Genomic DNA, 22,195 nt, shown 5'->3' with positions numbered 1-22,195 from the left:
GGCATTCTGTGGCCCCTGCGCTCTTCCTTTAGGGGTCTAATAGGCTTCCTGGAACATCACGGCTGAAGCCGTACGCGCCATGATCTTCAGATCCAGCCAGATGCTCCAATTGCTGACGTACCAGATGTCGTATTCCACCCTTTTTTCCATCAGGTCGATTGTCGGCGTTTCGCCCCGGAAGCCATTGACCTGCGCCCAGCCGGTCAGGCCTGGCTTCATGTGGTGGCGGTAGACGTATTTGCTGATGAGCTCGTCATAATAATTGTCATGCGCGAGCGCATGCGGGCGCGGCCCGACCAAGGACATGTCGCCGCGCAAGACGTTCCAAAGTTGTGGCAATTCGTCGATGCTTGTCATGCGAAGAAAACGCCCGAGCTTGGTGACCCGCGCATCCCGCTTGGTTGCTTGGGTAATCGTCTGCCCATTTTCGGAAACCGTCATGGTCCGGAATTTCCAGATCTCGAACGGCTTGCCATTGAAACCGCGGCGCGACTGCCGGAAGATGGCAGTTCCCGGCGAGCCCAGCTTGACCAGTACGGCAACTGTCAACAACAACGGTGTGAGTATGAGGAGCGCCAACAAGGCGATTCCGATGTCGAGACAGCGCTTTTGCAAACGCTCGAAGATACTGAGCGGGGACCGCTGAATCTCCACGGCCACGGTTCCGCTGACCGGCAGGAACGGGCGCGACACGAGGTCAGCAATTGAATCGTCCGGCAGAAGGCGTACCGGCTGAGGCACCGCTCGCAGGTAAGGTCCCAGTTTTCGAACCATCGGCAATTCGTTCCAATCGATCGCAACAAGATATTCGTCGACGTCCTCCTGACGCGACTGGCGAATGACGTCTCGTATCTGTCGCTCCCAATTGCCGTCGCCGTTGTCGATCCCAAGCACGAAGTGGCGCATGACGTCGAAGCCGTTCCGACGCAGATCCTTAAAGCGGCTCGAGGTGAAGTCGAGCGGTTTCAGGCTCAGCAAAATCACCTTCCGATCGACCAACCTGCTCCTGGCATAATTTGTCCCCAGTACGAACTGCCAGACAAAACGCAGACTGATCAATCCAGCGCCGCCGATTGCGGCGAAAATGATCACCGTGCCGCGGGATAGATTGTCCGTCGACTTCAGCAGAAATGCAGCGACAGCGAGGATCGTCAGCGACGCCAACCATATGAAGACGGCCTTGCGCAGCTGCCAGACGAGATTCAGCAAATGGTGTGTGGCATAGACATCATGGAAATACGCGACCGAGACGAACACAACGCCGACAATCAATCCGGCACCCATCGATGCTCCGTCGACCGTGGAAGCGATCGCAGCGCTATAAATCGCAGCTCCCGCGCCATAGCTGAGCAGGATCAGCAGAAAGTCAGCAGCAATGACGACGATTTGAAAGGGCCTCTGCAAAGCAGTTGCGCGCCTTGACGAGAGTGCACCAATATTTTCAGAGCCATAAGTTGCAACAGCCATTCGAACCTCTGTCATCGAGAGTACTTGACGTTGATCCGTGATGCTGAAGATCCGTCACTTCCCCGGTGCCAACCTGTTAAGTGATCACAGCGATATTGTGGCGCTGCACGCACAATTTTTGCGACGCAACTATGCGTCGCGGTTTGTCACGATTCCCGTCGCGTGTTGAAGATCGCGTCACAGTGCTGACATACGATCGAGCTCGATGCCCCATTTTGAATCAAGTTCCCATCGAACGAGATGCGCGTTGTATGGCCAACCGCTCAGCTCACCCATCTTTGAAGCGTCCCGTTGAATCGATTACTAGAAATTCTAGAGATTGCACTTTAAAGCTGTATCGGCAGAAGCCGTCGTCGCCGGCATGCATCTTTCCAGCCGAGCGTTTGAGCAATGCAGCCCGGCGAACGGGCCTGATTTACTCGGCGCGTGTCGACAAACCAGGCAGCAATCGAACGCCACGCCTTCGGCGCAATCGGGCTGTCAGAGAGGTGGGCTGTCTTTTCTGCTCCTTGCCCGCGGACCGACTTGACGAAATTGTCCCCACCACCCCACCACCCCAGCGAGTGCGCGCGCCATGGTATCTCTTGCCGTATCTCTTGCCCGATCTCGCCCGCCGATTCACAAGCCGCAACTGCCGGACGGCGTTCGGATCTACGCGATCTCAGATATTCACGGCTGCTCGCATTTGCTGCAGCCCATGCTGGGGGTGATCGACGCCGACGTCACCCGCAGTCGGCCGGCCCATGCGATCGAGGTATTCATGGGCGACTATATCGATCGCGGTCCGAACACACGCTCCACGCTCGACATCCTGGTCGAACGAAGCCGGCGGGGAAACGCGGTCTTCCTCAAGGGAAATCACGAGGCGTTTCTGGTAAAGGTTTTCGAAGACCCGTCCTTGTTCGAAGATTGGATTCGCCTCGGCGGCGCCCAGACACTGATGTCATATGGGCTCGCGCCGAATCTGACGCGCGACGATCCCGCGTCGATACTCCGCGATTTGATTCGCGCAATGCCTGGCGAGCATCTCGAATTCCTGGACGATTTGCGGCTTAGCTATACCTGTGGGGACTTCTTCTTTGTCCACGCCGGCGTTCGCCCGGGTGTACCTTTGGCCGAGCAACGAGAACACGATCTGCTCTGGATTCGCGAAGAATTTCTTCGGAGCGAAGAGCAGTTCGGCAAGTATATTGTCCATGGTCACACGCCCGTTCGTGCCGCCGAAGTCCTGGCAAATCGCGTCAATATCGATACCGGTGCCTACGCGACGGGCAATCTGACCCTCATGAGCATACAAGGCAGCCGGATGCTCGCGGTTTGACCAACCAGCAAAGGTTTGCTGATTATCAACGGTACGTAACGGGCTGAGGACTTCACCTAGTTGAGCGTGAGCGACTTTTCCCGCCGTGGTCCCGTTTCGGCCATCCAAGCGCTCCAGGCTTGCTCATGCTTGGCGTAGAGCTCCAGCCACCGCTGCCCGGGCTTGTCCTGATCGATACGACGGTCAGTGCCCGGAAGGGTGTCGGGATTGTCCAACGTCTCGAACTCGATCGTCTCCGCAATCGTCAGACCGACAAGGACGCGCTGTCCGGCACCATCCACGATGTACCTTCGCGGAGCGTCCTTTCTAAGCTTGGTCATGTCGCGTGCTTCCTTTGCCGGAAGAATCGAGGTGCCGAGGTGTCGCTCCTAAAAGGCCCGTCGAGCATGACCGAACGCTGAGCTGGGATTCGGTCGGGCAATTCGGCTTGATGTGCCGCAGGGATCGTTCGTGCTCGTTCGTTGGAGTCGGCAGGCGCGAAGCGCATATCCTGAAATGAATCCAGCGCAGAAAATCAAAGCGGAGATAGATACAGATGCCATGCGAGCCGTCCTGAATGGTGGTACCCATCAAGAGCGAGTAGTGTGTCGACATCATGGTTCTCGATGACATCTGGCGCCGAAAGATTGCTCACGCCTGATCTCAACATGAGCAGCATCCAAGCTTGCCTTAGCGCAGTCTTCGGCCAGCGGCACCGATAGCTTCTGAAACCGGTGGTTGCTGCCGGGTCCGTTCGGTTCGAACCACACACTCCTTCCTCCGGCGCACCCGAAGAACGGAGTTCGCGGCCGTTCTACGGACATCCACACTTGCAACCTTTCGAAAGCCGTCGCATTATTTCTCGTCCATTTTGAGAGAGATCCATCCAATGAATGTCCGCACCTTTGCTCCAACCATTGCTCTTTCTGTTCTTGGCCTCACCTTGATGACGGCCGCAGCTCCGGCCGCGGAACTCACGCTTGCTCCGGCGCACCATCGGGCGGCCTACGTCCGAACCGGTTACGTGTTTTGGGATGGAGTCTACCCGCCTGCGGTCTATGGTCCCAATCTTCGTCCCATCGAGGAAGTTGCGGCCATGAAGGCAGAAGCGCGACCCGTGTCGCAACGCTGGTGGGGGTATTGGTACGCTCGGTGAGCGGCAAAGCCGTTGAGCTGATAAATGCGTTCAACTCTGAACCGCCGCAACACCGGGCCACCGGTGGCGGCGGTTTTGCTTGACGTCCACGTGAGCCGATCAACAATGATGATTGAATGAGCGGCCGCATGAAAATCAAAGCAGCCGCTACGAGCTTATGTATTTTTGCCGGCTGCTGGCTACAAGCCTACGCGGCGACCGCGGGTGAATGCGTCTCCCGGCCCGAGCGCTTCGAGCTTGCTTCTGACACCGTGTATTGGATTGTTTCGATTCCATCCGGGACGGAGTGCCTGCAAGGTCTGCGCGGCAAAACACAGCTCCTGAACGAAGTTAAACTGGTGGATGCGCCGAGTGCCGGCGTCGTGACGATCGCCGGCCCGTCGTTTCGCTACCAAGCGTCCTCGAGCCCAGGAACTGACCGGTTTCGCATCGCGGTGTCGGGCGAAAACCGGAGGCAGCGCGGATCATCGATCATCGCTGTGGAAGTGACCGTCAGATAGAACCGTGCCGACAGCCGAGGAAAGCGGAGCCAGAGCCCTGTCGCTGCATTGGGCGGCTCGATAGAGGAAGTGAGGCAGCCCAGCCCGTGACGCCTGAACTCAGCTCCCTCACGCAAGGGTCCTCACGGAGGGCTTCTCAAGGGAGGCTGCCGATTGCCGGCAAGCTTTCGACTTCCCGCCGGGAATGCTCTGCTACTTCGCCTGCGCACCCCGGTCCCAGGGCCGCTTGCCATCCGCGCCCCTGTCCCAAGGGCGGGCTGTCGGGGCGTTCTTCTCCTCCGAAGCCGCCCGCGCACGATCGGCCTGAACCTGTTCGCGATCGGTTATGGGTGCCTTCGGAGGGACCGGCTCGCTCCGCGCCAATCCAGATGTCGCAATGAGCAGCATCGCCAAAATGAATTTTTTCATCCCCGGCTCTAGCACAAGTGGCCGCAGGCTGTCCGATCTATTCGCTACTTCTGGTCCTCGTTGCTGGTGCCCGTGCCTGGACTACCGATAGGCATACCATTCGAGGTATGCCCAGCTCCGGAGTTTCGCTGCGCCTGGGCGGCGGATGGAGACGTCCCATTTGCCGTCGGGGGCTGGACGTTCGGATTGTTCTGGGAGGCGGTGCTGTGATTGGCGCCTGTCGTGGTGCCTTGCGTTCCCATACCGGAGGGGCCCGAGGGTCCGGAATTGGCGCTGCTCGACGAGGTGCCTGTGCCCGCGCCGGAACTCGCCGCCGAGCCCGCGCTGGCGCCGGCGGCCCCTCCGCCTGCGCCACCGCCACCTTGGGCGAAGACCGGCGCGGACAGAGCAAAGCATGTGAGTGCCACGAGTGCGGAGCTTCTAATCATCGATGATCTCCCTTGTTTGGTGGACAATCCATGGCTGTCCTGGTTGGTTCCTCTATCAGCTCGCTCGGGGGAGATATCGGCGGTCGTCGTTCCCATAGGCTCCGTCCGGTGGGGATGTCGCGAGTGAGATCAGGACCAGGACTATTGCGAGACCTTCACTCGACATCAAAGCCCGCAAGGTGCTCGGGAGCCCGACGGAGCGGCTCGCTGTAGGCTTCCGCGAGAGGACGCCGCCTTCAACAGAGACCCGCCGGGGACAGAAAGCGATGCGAGGCGGGATGAACCCTTTCGGACTTTGCCTGTAAAAAATCGCGATCGATGGCCGCCGCCGCGGCTGGCGACAAAAGCTGGCGTCCTAACAGAGACTTGCGCGGCCCTCTCCACTTGCGAAGGAATGGCCGAGCAGGTTCGAAACAGGGGCTGAACAGGCGCATAACAGGTGCCAAACACGGTCAAATCTCGCTCGGTGATGTCGTAACCCAACACTCACCTTCCGGAGTGAGGGACTGAGCCGCTGTGCCTTGCCAACATAAAAAAAGGGAGCGCGAGGAGCGCTCCCAATTGGAAAATGAGAATCTTCGCGCTTTCTAAAGCAAGTAATCCGGATCGATCCTCATGCGCAGCAGCGCAAGCACGCGCTTGAATTCGTCCGTGATGTCTTCAGGGAACATACGGATCCGGTCTTCACCCTCAAAGATGAGTTCGAGACTCTTAAGCTGCGACTTGACATGCTCAAGCGTGTAGCGCTCGCGCCTCTTATTGTATTCGCAGATGGCCCGCATGTCGCCTGACACCGCCTTGATGACCAACTGCTTGTCAATGGCATGGTGCGCAGGGATCATCTTACGCTCATTGCCTTCGATGATCGGCACCAGCATTTCTGTCGCATCAAAGAAATCGCGCCGCATCTGACCATCCGAGATGGGATGCGACCGCTTCCGCGGACGGCCCTTTGGATTGCCGGTGGTCCCCTTTGAAAACTGCTCGTTGCGATTACGGCTCATATCGTTACTCCTCGAAAAAGCATCCAAGGAGGGCACACAAACAAAATTGGCGTGGCCTCCGGTGACCAAATCCCTGCAAGCAGGAGTTCGGACCCATCAGGCGTCACGCCATCATTTGCGCACTACATGCCCGGTTTCTGCATCACGCAAAGCCCACATGGGCCAAACCGAGCTCTCGCACGAGGTGAATCTTTATAGCTCAGATCGGCGCTTTGATCAACGATCGCACCCCCGTTTCTGATAAGGGCGACCGCAGGATTGCGCTGCTCAAGTTCGGCCGCTCGGGATTCCCAAAACGAAAGGTCGATCTAGAGGGCCGCTTGCTGGCCAAGACCAGCAAGCGTGCGAAAACGGCGAGCGAGATCTGACCAAATCTCCTCGACCGCTAGTGGTCCTCCCGCGTTCTTCGTTCCCCAACTGCCGGTGTGAGGGACGCCGTAGATTTCGGTGGAGCCCATACGTGTGTGTGCAGATGGACTGCAGGCCTCGCGCCATCCCAGCCGCCCCAAACCGAGGGCGGACCGGACGGAATCGAATGTCATGGCCCCAAGGCATAAAGCCATTCGCGGCTTCACGGTGTCGAGCTGAGGGAGCGTGTAGGTGACAGCGCAGCGGTACAGATCCTTCATCGGGACCTTGCTGCTCCTCCCCCCTGGCTTGATGAAGACCAGCACGTTGGTGGCATAGGTCTGCGAAAAGCACAGGCCAAAATGGGAGGCCAGCAGACGCTTCAGATTCTGGTTGGTCGCAAGATGGGCGTCCTGGCCCGTCATCGCTCGGTCCGCACGCTTTTTCGCACCATCGTTGCGCCGAAGGTAACCCTGAGAGGCCCAGTCCTGCCCGATGATCATGAGGTCGGCGTCCAGATTGCATGCCGACTTGGTCCAGGGCACAACGAAGTCGAAGTCCCAACTTCCTCCGTCATACAGGTGCAAATGATGATAGCGGCCGCCGATCTCGGCGCGGCGCTTTGCAACCAGCGCCGCCATAGCGGCCTCTCTATCCATTCCCTGCCTCCTCGCCGAGAACCCACATGCTTCTGATACCTTGTTCTCCGGACGGCTTGCGGTACTACCGCGAGCATCTTGCGCATTGGGGGCATGCTTCACGTCTGCCGATACAGAATGATCGGAACGCCCGGAGCAAGTTGGTTCAGGAAGTCGAAGTCGCCGACATTCCCTGTCAATACGCTAGCACCGATGTTCCGCGCCTGAAGGTAAATGAGCGCATCGTTGAGGTATTTCCGCTCGTGACCTGCACCCTTCGGCGCGCCGCTGAGACGAACGAGCGCGCCCGCAAGCATTCCAGCTTCGCCCCACATTGCGGTATCCGGAGCTTGCAAGCGATGCGGCGGAATGTCTTCAATCACGCCCCGTACCGTTTGCAGAACTCCACTTGTTGAAGGGTGAGCCGGATTGAGCCGTCCGAACACATGCGTGAGTTCGGCAAGGCAGACGGCCGAGTGGTGGCACACGCGATATGTCAGCAATTCATCGACAGCGGCCGGGGTGCGGGCCTGCAAGACGTCGAGATAAACGCTGGTATCGAGAATGAGTGCGCCGCCGATGAGCGGTTCGCCGGATGCCCACGCAAGCTCGGAATCTGGCCGTCGCGTTATCCGCTCCAAACGCTTGTGCGGCTTCAGCCTTCGCAACGTTCCCTGGAGATCAAAGGGCAAGATCGATATCTGCCGGGATGCTTCCCTTGCGCCGGACGAGACGCGCGCCGAAATCGTCTTCGAGCGCCAAACGAGACAGGGCGAGCTCTAGAAGTTCGGTATCGGAAGATACGTGAGCCCGCTTCTTTGCCGCTTCGATCAGGCCTGCCGGCACGCGGCCGGACAAGCGCGTGTCCTTGGCCTCGCCGAGCAAACCGACGGCGCGCGCCTGCTCGAGCACGAGCCGATTGCGCTTAAGCGCAATCTGCTCCTCGGTCTCTGTCGACGTGTGGGTCCGCACGACCATAATACCTCCGACGTTGAACAAAATGTAACAATTGTTCAACGTGTTTGCAAGGCCGGGAACGAGCGGTTGCGCCCGGCGCGTGCCCACCGCCCACGGGCTCTCGGCTACAACATCAACCGGCCTCGACCCCGACCCGGGCGTGCAATGTTAGGCCTACGTCGATTTCAAAACCCGCTCGAGCTAATCTGACCGCTCGACCGGAGAAGTCGCGATTTCCACGGTCCGCCCTACTGCAAAGGGTCGGCACGGCGCTGCTCGACCTCGGCAAAGGTCTCGCCCGTTATTGCCATGGTCGCGGCCTGCCCGGTGTAGGACTGCCAGCGGCGGATGGCGACGTCGACATAGAGCGGATCCAGCTCGATTACGCGCGCCCGCCTGCGGCACTTCTGCGCGGCCATGACGGTCGTGCCGGATCCGGAGAACGGGTCGAGCACGATGTCGCCGCGGCGTGAGCAATCCTTGATGGCGTCGATCACGAGCGCCGTCGGCTTCACCGTCGGGTGCATCTCGAGCTCGGCGTCCCGCCCCGAACGAAAGCTGTTGGCGCCGGCATAGTCCCAGACGTTGGTGCGATAGCGGCCGTGCTTGCCGAGCTCGATCGTATTCAGATGCGCCGCTAGGCCTACCTTGTAGACGAACACCAGCTCATGCTTGGAGCGGTAGAACGACCCCATGCCGCCATTGCTCTTGTTCCAGACGCACAGATTCTTCAGCCCGGAATACACACCACCGGCCGCCTTCAAGACCTCGTCGATATGGCGCCAATCCATGCAGATGAAATGGATCGCACCATCAAGGCTCACCTCGGCCATATGACCGAAAACCACGGCCAGGAACCCTGCAAATTCGGCTGAGCTCATCTCGCCTGAGGCCATCTTGAATTCACGGTGCTTGACCGCCCCAAGCCCGCTGACGTGACCATCGATCCGCACGTTGTAGGGGGGATCGGTAAAGACCAAGCGAGCCTGGTCGCCGTCCATCAGATCGGCAAACGAAGCCGCATCGCACGCATCGCCGCAGAGCAGACGGTGCTCTCCCAGCATCCAGAGATCGCCGAGCCGCGACACCGCATCTGACTGGACGGGTGGCACCAGATCGCTGCGATCGGGCTTCTCGCGGATCGCTTCGCCATCGACCAGCAGATCAATCTCGGCGGTCTCGAAACCGGTTACTTCCAGGTCGAAATTGACCTCGGCGCCCGTCAGCTCGCGCCATAGCACCCGCAGCTGGTCGGTGTCCCAATCCGAGTTCAGCGCAACCTTATTGTCGGCGAGCGAGAACGCGGTCTTCTGCGCGGGTGTCAAATGGCCGACCCGCAGCACCGGCACCCGCTCCAATCCCGCCAGGCGGGCGCCCTCGACCCGGCCATGGCCGACGAGAAGCATCCCCTCCTCATCGGCCACAACGATACTGTTGAAGCCGAACTCGCGGATTGAAACTGCGATCTGATGCAGCTGCTTGCGCGAATGCCGCCTGGCATTGGCGGGATTCGGCTTCAACTCGGCAATGGGTAGGTGCTCGATGCGAAAATCACTCATGGGACCTCTCCTTTGGGGATAGGCCTCAGGTATACCATCATCTAGCCAAATACTTCAAATATACTTGTCGAATCGTCAGATTCGAAGCGCGCGGTGGTTAATCCCCGTCACCCCTTGATGATGATCTCGATATCTTCGGGCCGCACCCCAAAGGTGGCCGCCAAAGCCTTTTTCGCCTCGGCAATGGTCAAGCCACCGCGCTCCTTGCCCGGTCCCGCCGGTGAAGACTCGGAGATCGATTGAAACTTCAGCCGCCGTTGCTCGATCCCGAGCTCCTTCAGGCTGGCATAGGCGACCGGATTGCGCAGCTCCTTGCGCCAGACATCCGCGATGGCAATGTCGGCGAACTCCGAGATTCCAATCCGGAAGCGTGCCTGTCCTCTCGTATTCGCGCTCTGGTCAAGCGGCGTCAGCGACGAGATCCGCCCCACCAGAAATCCGGCGCGGGGCTGGATACCCTCGGCTTTGTTGTTCCAGTCCTGCCGTCGACAGCAGACGAGGTAGGCGCATCGCTCGACGCTTTTCGGACTGAGCACCCAACCGCGGGAGCCCGCCTGATCCAGAATGTTCTGCCTGGTCTCGGAGGTGAAGACGACCACGGCAGCATCATTGGCTTTGGTCATGCACGATCTGCTTTGGGCTCAACTGTATTCTCGACTTTCACCAAGCTGGAGGCGCCGTGCCCGACCAGAAGTTCATTCCCCGCCTGCTGCAGCAACCGGCTTGGCGCAAACGCCCCGTAGGCATTACGCTCGTTACGTGCGCCGTGAACCATCAGCAAGAGCTTGTCGGCAAGGTCCACGGGATCGCGCAATCCGGAGGATCGACAAAGCCCGACCACCCGCCGCCGCTCGGCCTGCCAATACTGTTCGATCTCGCTGAGATTGGGGTTCTTGCGATGCTCGTACAATTCCGCCGCCGTGCGCGCGAGCAGCATCTGGGACTGCATCGGAAGACCCGCACTCTCTTGCTCCGTCGCAAGCCAACCCCGCAGCTGCGCCTCCGCATCGCCTAGATGATCCTCCGTTATCACCGCCCAAACCGTCTCCGACTCCGCAATCAACGACTTGATGAAATAGCTGATCAGCGCATCGCCATTGCCGAAATACTTGACCAGGGTTTCCATATTCGAATGCGCCTCGTGGGCGATCAAGCCGTTCGCGACCCTGATTCCGAGAAAACGAAACATCTTCTGGGCGGCGTCGATCAAGCGCTCCCTGGCGGGCTTGTCGAATCCGAAACTGGCCGGCTGTTCCGTTTTGGGAAGCTTGCGCATCAAATTGGCTCCTCAACCATGTATCAGTCGATTATAGCACAACTCATGCCAATCTTCCTCTACCGCAAGCCGCCGGCGCCGAGGGCCCGCCGCGCATCTGCCGTCCGATACGCGCACCAACACGCCATCAGAGCCGGCTGAGGTTCCACATAAGCTGCTGTTTTTGTTAATGTTTTCGACCCACCGAAATTGACGACGGCGCCGCGGAAACCCGCGCAAGGCACGATTTATGGGATTCTGGCCCTGTCCGGGTGCAGACCGGAGCCAAATCTCCTCCACGGCCTTCCCTAGGCCTTGGCGAGGCTATCGACTTTTTCGTCTATCCGCCCGCGCCCCCGCGATCAGTCATGGCCGCCACTGCCCTGAACCTCCGACTGACGCGACCGGTCGAGAGAACGACCGCCGATAGCCGATCATGCAAGCTGCCGCTTCCTAGCCCGCGTCGTCTTTCATCCGAACAACCTGGCGAGCAAATCATCTGCGCTATCGATGCGCTCAAAGCAGGCCTTGCCGAGGTCGCGATGCATGGGTCGTTCGAGCTTCTGTCCGGTGCTGTCACCGCGCGAATGCCGGCTGACCTTCGAGCCCAAATCCGGCAACCTTTCTCCCGGCTGGCCACCGAACCAGAAGTAGCGCCCCAACGTCAATGTCTGCTGGTTCACCTCAAGCCAAATCACGCAGCCGCTGGGCTTTTCGAGCAGCTGGGTGCTGACGGTCACGTGCCGGACCGCGGAGCCCGAAAAGGTCGACTTCAACTGGATATGCCGAAGGATCCCGCTGGCTTCTAATACGATGTCGTAGCCGCCCCGATCCACCTCGCTCTTGAGCACCTCGATGTCGTGGCGGCCCTGCTGCCAACGCGTGGCCATGAGCTCTCCGAGCAGAAGGTGAAAGAGCGCCTGCTCCCGAATACTGGAGGCGCGGGAGTGAGATGTAAGCGGGTCTTGATGCAGTTCAGTGAGCACTGTCAAACTCCTTGGGTTAGGTCATACCCCGCCATTGCGCTCCGCTGGCCGGACAAGTCCAGGGCAACCGCGATCCCCGCCAGTCAGCTTCGCACAGCAGAGTTAATGTTATCCTCTTTTGGGATAATCCTGTTCTAGGATCAGATTGACCGCCGCCGAATCGCAAGCGCCCCGGCGGCCATGGAAAAATCCCTCAAATCCGCCGAATACGCCCGGCTCATCGCTCTTCTTGTCGCAACGCGACATAAGGCCGGCATCCGCCAGCAGGCTCTCGCCAAGGAGCTGCGCAAACCGCAGTCCTTTGTCGCCAAATATGAGGGCGGCGAGCGGCGGTTGGATGTCATCGAGTTCATCGCCATTGCCGAGGCACTTGGAGCCGATCCGTTGAAACTGCTGCGGCGGTTTATCCGCGGAAGAAAACAATAGCTGCCGGGCAGGTATTGCTCCGATCGCGTCTAGCTTGGCTCGCGAAGCTGGATATGAGCCCTTCCTCACGAGCGCTGCTTGATTTCAGCTATCGGCTTTCATGATCGCGACCACTTAAGAACTCTCAGCGTGTCTGGTGATGGCTTGCAACGTGTTGCTCAGTCTTCAGCGACCTCAGATCTCGAGAGGCGACCCGATAGCGCAATTCGAGGACTATTCCTTCTGCTGCGGGTCGGTTCAGATTGACGAGCGGAAAGCGAGAGTTCGCGGCCTGCGGTCGTGCTTGGACGCCCGCGTTAACAGAATGCTAACCGGCTTTTATTAGGGTTCCATCGGCGGAACTTTGTTGGTCGTGCCGCGCAAGGCGGCACGAAGCGGTGGTCAGGCAACTCGCGATAACATCTGCTACTATAGCGCTCATCCTCAGCGGCTGCGCCGGTACGCCCTCAGCTAGGATGACGTCCGTTGTTGCCTGGGATGGACTTGGTCCCGCCCCCCATCTCGTTCCGGTGAAAAGAAGTCGTCAAGCGCCGATGGACCTCTCACAAACGGGTAAGGAGCGCAATGTCGAACGCCAAAAGACAATCGCTACCCTTCGTCCTTATTCAGATGGGTGGTGGGTCGTACACGACGAGATTGAAGCCGAGAACGACCGACAGCTGACCTCGAAGTTGGTTATTTGTCGAGGCTGCAGCATTCAGAATAGCGAGGTAACGGGCTCGGTCCCATGATGCTGGAACTTGTGTTGCTCGCTGCGGATTGAGGCACGAGCGGCAGGAACCTTAGCATGGGCAACGATCGCTATCCAATTATCAGCTCGAATGGCGCATAGTTGCGCAACATCGAATTCTGACAGTTCATGCGATCGACAAGGCATGGATCGGCAGACTTTCTAAGCGCAATGTCCCAGCCGCCCACCATTTACTCTTTCTCATCCTGCCAGCGCTTCAAGACACGCCGTCGCGCGGCCCGGACCGGCTTGTCATAGCGCTCCAATCCAATAAGACGCTTCGCTAGCTTTGGACTCGGGCATTCCAGCAGCGCTATAAGCATGTCATGGCGGGTCTGTCGGATGCGACCCAACCGTAGACTAGCACGGACCAGATCATCCATACCCAACGAGGTGTCATACTGCGCGAATGCTGTTGTGATCGCGCGCACTAATGGGCTGGAGCTAGCATCGTCCTCCGCCTTCAGGCGCGAGAGGCCATGCTGACGGGCATTGCGGCTCGACTTCGCTTTTCCCGCCTTCGTCTTCGGCCCTGTGCTTCGCTTTGCGTTCAGCCTGTTCGCTTCGATCTTTCGTTCTGACGTCATGAGGCCGTGTGCTCTGGTGCGTGCTCTATGCTGGCGTCCCTCCATCCGACGAGGAGTTCAACCTCGCTTTTGAGCGAAGTGTTGCTGGACACACAACCAGGCACGCCAGCATTCTAACACAACGCGCTGAGGCGATATCTTTTCGCGCGCGAACGTGGGCACAATCGCTATCCGACTGGACCAGTCTCAATCACTCTCAGAGGAGAGGCGGGCGCTGAGGATTTTTGCTATTTCTTCGCCTTTCTAAAAAGGCTCTTGATGACGCTGATCAGCCTGGTTACCGGGGCGGCCGCCGACGATTTGCGCAGCGGAATCACAATCAACACAAAAGCCGAATTCAGCAGCAGCCAGCCGCCCAAGGCAGTCAAAACGACCCGCATTCAAAATCCGGGAAAAGGGCAATCAAGAAATGAAATGAAGTTCTGAACCGTTTGATCTAAGCCCAAGCTGGAAGGCAATTCAAGTCTTCGGCTGGCGCGGGAGCGACCGGTGAGTTATATGTCGTATAGAATCGCGGACTGTACGGCGCCTCGCGTTCCGATCTAGCTAAGTCGCATGACTTGTGTGTGGATCATGGGTGCCGGAGCCTTTCTCTTAAGTGCTCTGGACGGACTCGACCAGGATTCTTGAACCTGGGCTATGAGCTCGCTGTAGCCTCCATCGACACGCAGTATGCCTCGAGTGATTAGGTTGAGTACGTCTTCGGCAATTCAATGGGCGCCTCGCCTGCACTATTACGTTTGCACAGTAGCCCGCGGCGTTCGATCTCCGTAGACAGTCGCTCCGCCCGTCGTCCACCCGGCGCCGACCAGGCTCGTGCCAGCCAAGGCGTCGGCCCTAACTTCGTTTCGGATGAACTCGTACATCCGCAAGAGGAAATGATCGGAAAGGCCTTCAAAATCGTTCATGGCAGGTACAATCCAAATCAGGAAATAATCCAGACTATCAATCGAAAACTTACCCAGCCAAGCGCCACAATCCAAGCAATCATGGCCAGGCCGGCGGCCCCGAAGAAGACAATCGGCAAGAGATGGTCGACGATGCGCCTTTGCCGGCTAGTCGACTCATCGGTCTGCTCAGTTCGATCAAGCATTCTGGCCTGCCCTAGGGAATTCAAGGCAATACAGGCCGAGTGATGGAACCGACAAGCGATAGCTGCGATTAACCTCACCGGTCAACGTTAAGGGCCGGCGGAAGAGGCCGACCGCGCCGCGCAAGGCAGGCATGAACCATATCGTAGCTTCAAACCCGGAGGCGACGTCGCTGCTTTGCCGCTTTCGGTTTATTTGGGTTCGATTTGTCGCTTTTGCGCTGAAGGGGTGCGGACCAGATTGAGAGACGATATGAGCAATAAGATTGCTGCAGAAAGGACTGGCATTCCCGGGCGATCGGAGCGTTACTGAGTCGGCCGGGCGCGATGGCAGCACCGGTATCTCACCTCGCGGACGCGGGGCTTCAGGCAGTGCGGCGAAGAGCGCCGCTGTTCTGGAAGTAGGAGATACCCGTGCGTAGCGTACAGAGTGACGGCGTGGCCGAGCCACGGCATCCCATCATGCATTTCAATCCGAATGATCGACGGCATTTCATCGGCGGCTCAGATGCCCGCATCATAATGGGAGACGACCAGGAGAACCTCGTCCGCCTTTGGCGGGAAAAGCGCGGTGAAATCGAACTGCAGGATCTCTCGGACAATTTGATTGTCCAGCTCGGCACCGTGACGGAGGTCTTGAACCGCGCCTGGTACCAGCGCGCGAGCGGTCACACGGTTAAGGACATTCAGAAACGAATTCGTCATCCCATCCACAAATGGATGGCCGCAACGCTTGATGGGACCGTCGAACAGACCGGCGCCGTCTTCGAAGCCAAGTTCATGCTGCCTTGGGCCTTTACAGAGGAAGCTGCGGCCGAGAAGCACATGGCGCAGCTACAGCATAATATGTGGGTCACCGCGTCTCGCAGCGCGGTGCTCTCGATCATCACTGGTGGCGGCAAATGGGTCGAGATCAAGATCCACGCTGATCCGCTCTATCAACATCTCCTGCTCACGGCCGAAAAGAAGTTCTGGCGTTGTGTACAAAGCGGCGAACCGCCCATTCTCTTCAATATCGAAACGCCCCGCCCCAGACTCGAGGCGGTCAAGGTCGTCGATATGTCGACCTCGAACCAATGGGCTGAGCTGGCGGCGACCTACCTGCGGACGCGAGAGGCCCACGGCGAGCACGAGACGGCCAAAGCGGATCTGAAAAAGCTGATGCCGGAGGATGCCAGGGAGGCGACCGGGCACGGCATCAAGGCCAAGCGTTCGAAGTCGGGCGCGATCAGCTTCGAGGCTCAGCCGGCGGAGGATTCTTATGCACCAGTCCAGTGAGCGGATCGGGACCATCGCGGCCGCTCTCGCCCGAGCCCAGGCCGAACTGATGAACCCCGAGAAAACCCTGACCGCCGTCATCAGATCGCCCTTCCCGCGGGAAGCAGACCGGACTTTCCGCTACGCTTCCCTCGCGAGCGGCCTGGACATCGTCCGCAGGACGCTAAGCCAGCAGGAAATCGCCACGATCCAGACCACCCGGATCGAGCAGCCAACCGGGCAGATTCACCTTACCACCCTGCTCGCCCACGCTTCGGGAGAATGGATCTCCTCGGACCTTCCGGTCTGCGCCTCCAAGGAGGTCGAAGCACCGCATCGGATGGGAGCGGCCCTGACGTATGCCCGCCGCTACGCGCTGTTTGCCTTGGTCGGAATCGCCGGGGAGGACGATCTGGACGCGCCGGACCTCGGGACCGGTTCTCCCGCCGCCGAACCACAGATCGCGCCAGCACCAAAAGGAAAGCCGCTCAAAGGCGTCCTGAACCGCTCTCCCGTGCTGCCGCCTGACCGCTCCGCCGAGCTATTGGATCGGCTCTTGGGTGAGCTTGCGATTCGAGAAGGCGGTGAGGACCTGCTCGCCTGGGCCAAGATCAGCCTCCCGCTCAAGAACACTCTTCTGGAGGCGGACGCCGGCATTCTCGAGGCCGCCTACCAGAAGAGGTCCGAGGAAGCCGCCCTTCCCGATCTCGATATAGCAGACCACGAGGCCATGCCAGCGGTCGAAGGGCCTCCACCTGAGAAACATCCTTTGGAGATCGGCGAAGTCCACGCACCTGCTCACGTCTCTCCCGGAGCACAGGTCGGCCTCGCCTTCCCGAAAGAGCCGCCTCGGAGACGAAGCAAGGACCACCTCGCCTTTATCCGCAGCCAGGGTTGCCTGATCTGCCAGAATACCCCCGTTGATGCGCATCACTTGAAATTCGCTCAACCGCGGGCCCTGGGACGAAAAGTCAGCGACGAGTTCACCGTCCCGCTTTGCCGATCCCATCACCTATCCCTACATCGACACGGAGACGAAAGAGCCTGGTGGACCAATCTGCAAATTTCGCCCTTACTGGTCGCGAAGGAGCTTTGGGATGCAAGCCCTGTCCACCTCGCCATCGGAGCAGATTTCGCTGCAGCGACTTCACGTCCGGGATCGGAGGCGCGAGATCAATGAATGTCCCTGTCGGCTCAATTCAACCGCACTTGGGAAGCATCGTGCCGTCTGAGTTTGAGGCGCTGTGTCCACCGCCTGAACTTCTGCCCGGGGAGAGCATCAATCAATATCATGCGGTACAAGCCGCAATCTTCCGCGACATCGGCCCTCAATCTGCGATTGAATGGCTACTTGCAATCGATATCGCTGAACTCTCCTGGGAGATGAAACGCTACCGCGTCCTGCGGCATAGACTCTTGGACACCTACCGCCAAAAGGCAATTGAAATGACGCTGCGCCGCATTGATGTCGCGCGCATTGCTCCAGATTTCCAAAATGTAGCCGAGATTTACACTGCCCATAACGCGCTGGATTGGCAACTGGACGCCTCTGCTGCGATCGATATCGAAGCACGTCTTCGATCGTACGGCTTCGATCAACATTCGATCAACATGGAAGTCTACGTTCAGGCACGCGAAATCCTCGTTCTGTTTGAGTCGCTGCTAAACGGAGCGCAGCTTCGGCGGCTAATTCTGTTGAAGGAGATAAACAACTTCAGGCGGCCAAGAATACCGCAATAGATTAGCGCTCGTCAGGCAGTGACGCAACGATGCGGTAACGTTCGGTCGGGCGGCAGGTCGAGCTCACCCGAGCGGCGCGCTGGGGCATCTGCGATGTCCTCTGTCGCGTCGCGAGAGCAACTCTCTCGATGGGTTGAATGCCACGAACTGAGCCGAAGTTCATACCGGCCAAAATGATGTCGCCCGACGTCATTTCGCGGTTTGCGCTCTGCTCGTCCGTCTCGCACCAGGCGCATCTGATCATACTCCGAAAAGCGAGTTAGATGCCCCCGTCGAGACGATCCGACGCGATCAACGGGACGGACGCGTACGACCAACCCGATACTGCCGGATGCGTATATTGCCGGATGCGAAGAGGCGGCCCCGGCTTCAGGTGCTGTTGAGGATGGGCAGGGGTAGCTCCGCCAACTCGGGGCGAACCGGGAAAACGCTCAAGCGAGTTCGCTCGGCTTTGTTCCTCGTTCCTCCAGACAGCTATTAGCGGCGCCTTACTTCCGATCATCAGATGTGTCGCTTCCGCTGCTGATCTCTATGCCCACAGTCGGGTCGGCATTTTTAAAAGCCGCCTAAGAATCCCGGTTCACTGCTCTCAAACTCTCGCCTTCCCGGCCGCGTCACACATTCGGCTGAAACGCCACTTAAGAGGGAGAGGGGGCGCAGGCAGAAGGTCCGATGAAACTCTTTGTTATCGCCATCGGCGTGTCGGTCGCAGTGCTTGTTGGGTGGGTGTTCGCAAGTAACATCTGGATCGAATTGACGCAAAAGAAGCGGCGGCAGAAGCGAATCGACGAGAGTCGATCTAAATATGGCAATGCTAGTCAAAAACTGGATCATCTCCCGTGACCGAGGGTTATCGGCTCTCCCGTCCCAGGTAATCCCTTCAACGGACCGAGCGCGTTGCCCCATTGTTTTGATCGCTGCAGCCTCGGGCAATCGCAGGCTTCGAGGTTTAATTGTCGATCGTTCTCGGCTTCAATCTCGTCGTACAGGCCCACCACGCACGGAATAAGGACAAAGTGATTGCGGGTGTTTGTTACGTTCTATATTGGCAACTTCATCTCGTTTGGCGGGAACTGTTTTCTGGCGAGCCCATCTTTTGGCGAAGAAGCGATTGGGATCATAGCCAATTTATTCTAAGCAACGGACGTCATCGTGATGGGAGGCGTTTTCGCGCAGTCGTTGAGGACGAGCCTTCGATCTCAGATGCTGCCGCAAGTTGTTTGATCACCGTTTCGCGCCGATTAGCGGCGGCGCGACCAACGCGCTTCCGCACCCGAAACTCTGGTCAACGACGGTTAGCGGTTGTCAATGCAGGCCCAAGAGCGACACTACACCTTAATCCGCAGAAGCTCCTTCTTTCGCTACCCGCAACCTTAGCAGCTGTTCGCGCTGAAGAGACGCGTTGTGTCCGTCTCGCTCAAGAACTTCCCGCAGCATTTTCTTGACCTTCGGTAAGCGTCGTTCCGCTCCTACCTTCTCGCGGCACATGGAATAGGCTAATTTCACGATCTCTTTGAAGGGAATCGGCTTGTGTCTATGCTTGACCATGCGCTTAGGTCCTACGTGACGGCGCGCCGGCTGGAAGCGACCGCAGAGGCGAGACGACGCCCTCGGTTCAAGGACGACAAGCCCGAATTGTCGAGGGACCGCTGGTACCAGACGCAGTCGTTTCCGAGTACCAGCGACACGGGCTGCCCCTCACAACAAGTGTTCACTTGGCGCTGGCAAGCGCGCCAGCAGCTGGCGCCGATGCCTGACGATCCGCAGTTTGCACCTGCGGGTGGTACGCCATGGCGCCAATCGCGGTTGCTGGCCATGAGCGCAACACGAGGCTAAGCCGGATGTCGGGGGCATCGAGGATCGAAGCCGAAAGCGTCACTATCGGGACGGCCGAGGCGCGGACGTGGCGCTGACTGCGGCCATCGTCCATGCCCCGAAGGCAAGCCGGTGATCGGCTCGTCCGGCACTGCCCGGGTGATGGTGGCAACCAAGCCAGTCGACTTCCGCAAGAGAATGGAGAGGCTTGCTATTTTGGTGCGTGAACACATGAGGGCCGATCCGTTCTCGACGGCTGTTTATATGTCCGTGCCAAGCGCGCAGACCGGATCAAGCGATCGTCTGAGATGGTACGGGTTTGTGGCTGTTCGCCAAGCGGCTCGAGGAAGGCGTCTTCTGTTCAGCCATCTTGCAGACTTCAGGGCGTCCTGCATTGACGACGGCCGCATCGAACTCCGCAACAATACGGTCCAACGATCAATCCAAGGCATCAAGGTTTGCCGCAAGAACGTACGAATCCGGCGAAGGCACCCAGCAGGCCGTTTTCGGGAAGGCTGATCGCGCTCAAGCTGCGTGAGCGACGCTTTGGGGCTGCCAATTCCAAGGCAGCAGTTCGTCAATGCGCTTGGCAGAGTGATCAGGTAGGCGCGCCAGCACGTCGGCAAGCCAAGCCTGCGGGTCGACGTCGTTGAGCTTTGCGGCGGCGATGAGGCTGTAGATGGCAGCAGCACGCCGACCGCCCTCATCGGACCCGGCGAAGGTTCAATTTTTTCGCCCGATGGCGACTGCCCGTAGCTCACGTTCAGCAGCATTGTTCGACATGCAAAGCCGTTCGTCATCAAGGAAGCGGCTAAATGCATCCCAGCGGCTGAGGCAGTAATTGATCGCCTTGGCCGTGTCGTTGTTCCTAGAGAGCTTGGCGCGCTGCTCGCGCAACCACACCCCCAGTTCGCCGATCAGGGGGCGATTACGCTCCTGGCGCACACGCAGACGCTCCTGCGCAGGAAGTCCGTTGATCTCGCGCTCGATGGCGAACAGGACATCGACGCGCTTGACCGCCTCGGCCGCGATTGGCGCCTTGCTGAGCCGTGCCAGATCAAAGAACTTGCGTCTGCCGTGAGCCCAGCATGCGGCCTCGATGATCGGGCCGCCCTTGCGATTGGCCTCGTAGAGCCTGCCAAAGCCGGCGTAGGCGTCAGCCTGCATCAGTCCGGCATAGCCTGCCAGATGCTGCTCCGGATGCGCACCGCAACGATCGGGCGAGTAGAAGAACACGGCCGCCGGCGGATCTGCGCCGGCAAACGGACGGTCGTCGCGCACGTAAGTCCAGAGCCGGCCGGTCCGGGTCTTGCCCTTGGCCAGGACCGGCACCGAGGTGTCATCCGCGTGGATGCGCTCGGCTGCGAAGACGTGGCTCCGGATCGAATCGACCAAAGGCATCAGGCTTGCTGCGGAGGCACCTACCCAGTCCGCGAGCGTCGAGACGTCGAGGTCGATGCCCTCACGCTGGTAGACGTCACTCTGACGATGAAGCGGCAGGTGCAGGCCATACTTGGCGAACAGGACATGAGCCAGCAGCTTGGGCCCTGCACGCCCGCGCGCAATCGGGTGCGAAGGAGCCGGCGGCTGGGTGATCGCTTCGAAGGCCCGGCAGACGAGCTTCTCGCGCACATGCTGGATCACCTTCCATTGGCGCGGAACGAGTTCCAGCGTCTCGATCACGTCCTCGCCAAATTTTGCGCAATCGGCTGTCGCCGCAGCATGGGCAGGTGGCAGGCACCGGATAGACAATGCGCTCCCGATGCAAAAGCTCCGGCAGCGGACGGCGGGCCGGCTTGCGGCGCTGGAACGATGGCACCGCAATCTTCTCGGCTGCCATCTGCGCCGCGGTCTCAGCTTGCGCCGCGTTCTCCTCCAGATCGGCGAGCTGTAGCTCGAGCTGGTCCAGCAAGGCGCCTCGCTCGGAGGACTGTCCGAACTGCTCGTGCCGCAGCTTCTTGATCGTGAGCTTGAGCTTCTCGATCAGCAAGGTCCCCGCCTGGGCCTCGGCTTCCGCGTTCAACCGGGCCGCTCGCTCGACGCGCAGCATCGCCTGCAGGGTAGTCACATCGTCGGGAAGAGAACCATCAGTGCCCCATCGCCGACTAGAGAATCACAAGACGCGGTCTCTGTCCGAACTGCTGGTCGCGACGGCGATTCAAATCTCAGCGATCGGCCAGCCGCCTGCGGTCGCCAGGTATGTTGCGGCATCCGCCAGTCGATGCCCTCCAGCAGGTAGCCAAGCTGAGCTGGGGTAATTGTCACGACGCCATCAGCCGGCGATGGCCACAGGAAGCGGCCGCGCTCCAGCCGCTTGGCATAAAGCGACATGCCCAGCCCATCGTGCCAAAGGATCTTGATCAGCTTGCCGCTTTTGCCACGGAACACATAGAGGTCGCCGCCGTGCGGGTCTCGCCTGAAGGCTTCCTGCACCAGTGAGCCCGGCGAGTTCATGCCCCGAGGCATATCGGTGTGGCCGGTCGCAATCCACACCCGCACGCCTGACGCAATAGGGATCACGTAGGCGTCCATCTGCCAGCGCCG

At 59.4% G+C, this 22,195-nt stretch carries 20 protein-coding genes and 1 pseudogene; 9 read left to right on the top strand and 12 right to left on the bottom strand.

Annotated features, from left to right (window positions below):
- Nucleotides 1-36 precede the first annotated feature (36 nt).
- Nucleotides 37-1,467 carry an undecaprenyl-phosphate glucose phosphotransferase gene (locus ABIB06_RS01395; RefSeq protein ID WP_354045643.1) on the bottom strand — a complete coding sequence of 477 codons (1,431 nt, stop codon included), beginning with the start codon at nucleotides 1,465-1,467 and terminating at the stop codon, nucleotides 37-39.
- Nucleotides 1,468-2,041: 574 nt separating this feature from the next.
- Between ABIB06_RS01395 and ABIB06_RS01390 the strand changes: the two genes are divergently transcribed.
- Nucleotides 2,042-2,788, top strand: coding sequence for a metallophosphoesterase (locus tag ABIB06_RS01390; RefSeq protein WP_354045642.1), 747 nt, complete (start codon nucleotides 2,042-2,044; stop codon nucleotides 2,786-2,788).
- A gap of 56 nt (nucleotides 2,789-2,844) precedes the next feature.
- Here the strand turns inward: ABIB06_RS01390 and ABIB06_RS01385 are convergent, their stop codons facing one another.
- A complete protein-coding gene (locus ABIB06_RS01385; RefSeq protein ID WP_247448005.1) occupies nucleotides 2,845-3,108 on the bottom strand; it encodes a hypothetical protein in 264 nt (87 codons plus the stop codon).
- 943 nt (nucleotides 3,109-4,051) lie between these two features.
- Between ABIB06_RS01385 and ABIB06_RS01380 the strand changes: the two genes are divergently transcribed.
- Nucleotides 4,052-4,423, top strand: coding sequence for a hypothetical protein (locus tag ABIB06_RS01380; protein ID WP_354068503.1), 372 nt, complete (start codon nucleotides 4,052-4,054; stop codon nucleotides 4,421-4,423).
- Nucleotides 4,424-5,846: 1,423 nt separating this feature from the next.
- Here the strand turns inward: ABIB06_RS01380 and ABIB06_RS01375 are convergent.
- The 8 genes from ABIB06_RS01375 to ABIB06_RS01340 form a co-directional block, all read right to left on the bottom strand.
- Nucleotides 5,847-6,263, bottom strand: coding sequence for a DUF5681 domain-containing protein (locus ABIB06_RS01375; protein ID WP_354068505.1), 417 nt, complete (start codon nucleotides 6,261-6,263; stop codon nucleotides 5,847-5,849).
- Between the two features lie 308 nt (nucleotides 6,264-6,571).
- Nucleotides 6,572-7,270 carry a uracil-DNA glycosylase family protein gene (locus ABIB06_RS01370; RefSeq protein ID WP_354068507.1) on the bottom strand — a complete coding sequence of 233 codons (699 nt, stop codon included), beginning with the start codon at nucleotides 7,268-7,270 and terminating at the stop codon, nucleotides 6,572-6,574.
- A gap of 98 nt (nucleotides 7,271-7,368) precedes the next feature.
- Nucleotides 7,369-7,941 (bottom strand): type II toxin-antitoxin system VapC family toxin, encoded by a 573-nt coding sequence (locus ABIB06_RS01365; protein ID WP_354068509.1) that lies wholly within the window; start codon nucleotides 7,939-7,941, stop codon nucleotides 7,369-7,371.
- Nucleotides 7,931-8,227: a hypothetical protein gene (locus ABIB06_RS01360; protein WP_354068511.1), complete on the bottom strand. Its 297-nt coding sequence runs from the start codon at nucleotides 8,225-8,227 to the stop codon at nucleotides 7,931-7,933. Before ABIB06_RS01360 ends, ABIB06_RS01365 begins: the two co-directional genes overlap by 11 nt.
- A gap of 227 nt (nucleotides 8,228-8,454) precedes the next feature.
- Entirely contained in the window at nucleotides 8,455-9,765 is a 1,311-nt protein-coding gene (locus tag ABIB06_RS01355) for a site-specific DNA-methyltransferase (protein ID WP_354068513.1), read from the bottom strand.
- A gap of 107 nt (nucleotides 9,766-9,872) precedes the next feature.
- On the bottom strand, nucleotides 9,873-10,364 hold the full coding sequence (locus ABIB06_RS01350; RefSeq protein ID WP_354068515.1) for a hypothetical protein: 492 nt from the start codon (nucleotides 10,362-10,364) through the stop codon (nucleotides 9,873-9,875).
- A 20-nt stretch (nucleotides 10,365-10,384) separates the two neighbouring features.
- Entirely contained in the window at nucleotides 10,385-11,041 is a 657-nt protein-coding gene (locus tag ABIB06_RS01345; protein ID WP_354068517.1) for a TetR/AcrR family transcriptional regulator, read from the bottom strand.
- 449 nt (nucleotides 11,042-11,490) lie between these two features.
- A complete protein-coding gene (locus ABIB06_RS01340) occupies nucleotides 11,491-12,006 on the bottom strand; it encodes a hypothetical protein (RefSeq protein WP_354068519.1) in 516 nt (171 codons plus the stop codon).
- A gap of 180 nt (nucleotides 12,007-12,186) precedes the next feature.
- Here ABIB06_RS01340 and ABIB06_RS01335 point away from each other — a divergent pair, with 180 nt between their 5' ends.
- From ABIB06_RS01335 to tnpB (ABIB06_RS01305), 7 genes are all read left to right on the top strand, one after another.
- A complete protein-coding gene (locus ABIB06_RS01335) occupies nucleotides 12,187-12,432 on the top strand; it encodes a helix-turn-helix domain-containing protein (protein ID WP_354068521.1) in 246 nt (81 codons plus the stop codon).
- Nucleotides 12,433-14,007: 1,575 nt separating this feature from the next.
- Nucleotides 14,008-14,175 carry a hypothetical protein gene (locus tag ABIB06_RS01330; protein ID WP_354068525.1) on the top strand — a complete coding sequence of 56 codons (168 nt, stop codon included), beginning with the start codon at nucleotides 14,008-14,010 and terminating at the stop codon, nucleotides 14,173-14,175.
- 1,078 nt (nucleotides 14,176-15,253) lie between these two features.
- On the top strand, nucleotides 15,254-16,117 hold the full coding sequence (locus ABIB06_RS01325; RefSeq protein ID WP_354068527.1) for a YqaJ viral recombinase family protein: 864 nt from the start codon (nucleotides 15,254-15,256) through the stop codon (nucleotides 16,115-16,117).
- Nucleotides 16,101-17,276: an ERF family protein gene (locus tag ABIB06_RS01320; protein ID WP_354068529.1), complete on the top strand. Its 1,176-nt coding sequence runs from the start codon at nucleotides 16,101-16,103 to the stop codon at nucleotides 17,274-17,276. Before ABIB06_RS01325 ends, ABIB06_RS01320 begins: the two co-directional genes overlap by 17 nt.
- A complete protein-coding gene (locus ABIB06_RS01315; RefSeq protein ID WP_354068531.1) occupies nucleotides 17,273-17,836 on the top strand; it encodes a hypothetical protein in 564 nt (187 codons plus the stop codon). Before ABIB06_RS01320 ends, ABIB06_RS01315 begins: the two co-directional genes overlap by 4 nt.
- Before the next feature lie 672 nt (nucleotides 17,837-18,508).
- Nucleotides 18,509-18,679, top strand: coding sequence for a hypothetical protein (locus tag ABIB06_RS01310; RefSeq protein WP_354068533.1), 171 nt, complete (start codon nucleotides 18,509-18,511; stop codon nucleotides 18,677-18,679).
- Nucleotides 18,680-19,813: 1,134 nt separating this feature from the next.
- Nucleotides 19,814-20,170 (top strand): IS66 family insertion sequence element accessory protein TnpB, encoded by a 357-nt coding sequence (gene tnpB / locus ABIB06_RS01305; RefSeq protein WP_354068579.1) that lies wholly within the window; start codon nucleotides 19,814-19,816, stop codon nucleotides 20,168-20,170.
- A 6-nt stretch (nucleotides 20,171-20,176) separates the two neighbouring features.
- Here tnpB (ABIB06_RS01305) and tnpC read toward each other — a convergent pair.
- Both tnpC and tnpB (ABIB06_RS01295) read right to left on the bottom strand, forming a co-directional pair.
- Nucleotides 20,177-21,701 (bottom strand): annotated as a pseudogene (tnpC, locus tag ABIB06_RS01300) (IS66 family transposase).
- Nucleotides 21,702-21,715: 14 nt separating this feature from the next.
- Nucleotides 21,716-22,183, bottom strand: a complete 468-nt coding sequence (tnpB, locus tag ABIB06_RS01295) for an IS66 family insertion sequence element accessory protein TnpB (RefSeq protein WP_354068535.1) — start codon at nucleotides 22,181-22,183, stop codon at nucleotides 21,716-21,718.
- Nucleotides 22,184-22,195: the final 12 nt, after the last annotated feature.

This window comes from Bradyrhizobium sp. LB8.2 (assembly GCF_040548035.1).
GTDB lineage: Bacteria > Pseudomonadota > Alphaproteobacteria > Rhizobiales > Xanthobacteraceae > Bradyrhizobium.
This window is presented reverse-complemented; position numbering and strand designations above follow the sequence as displayed.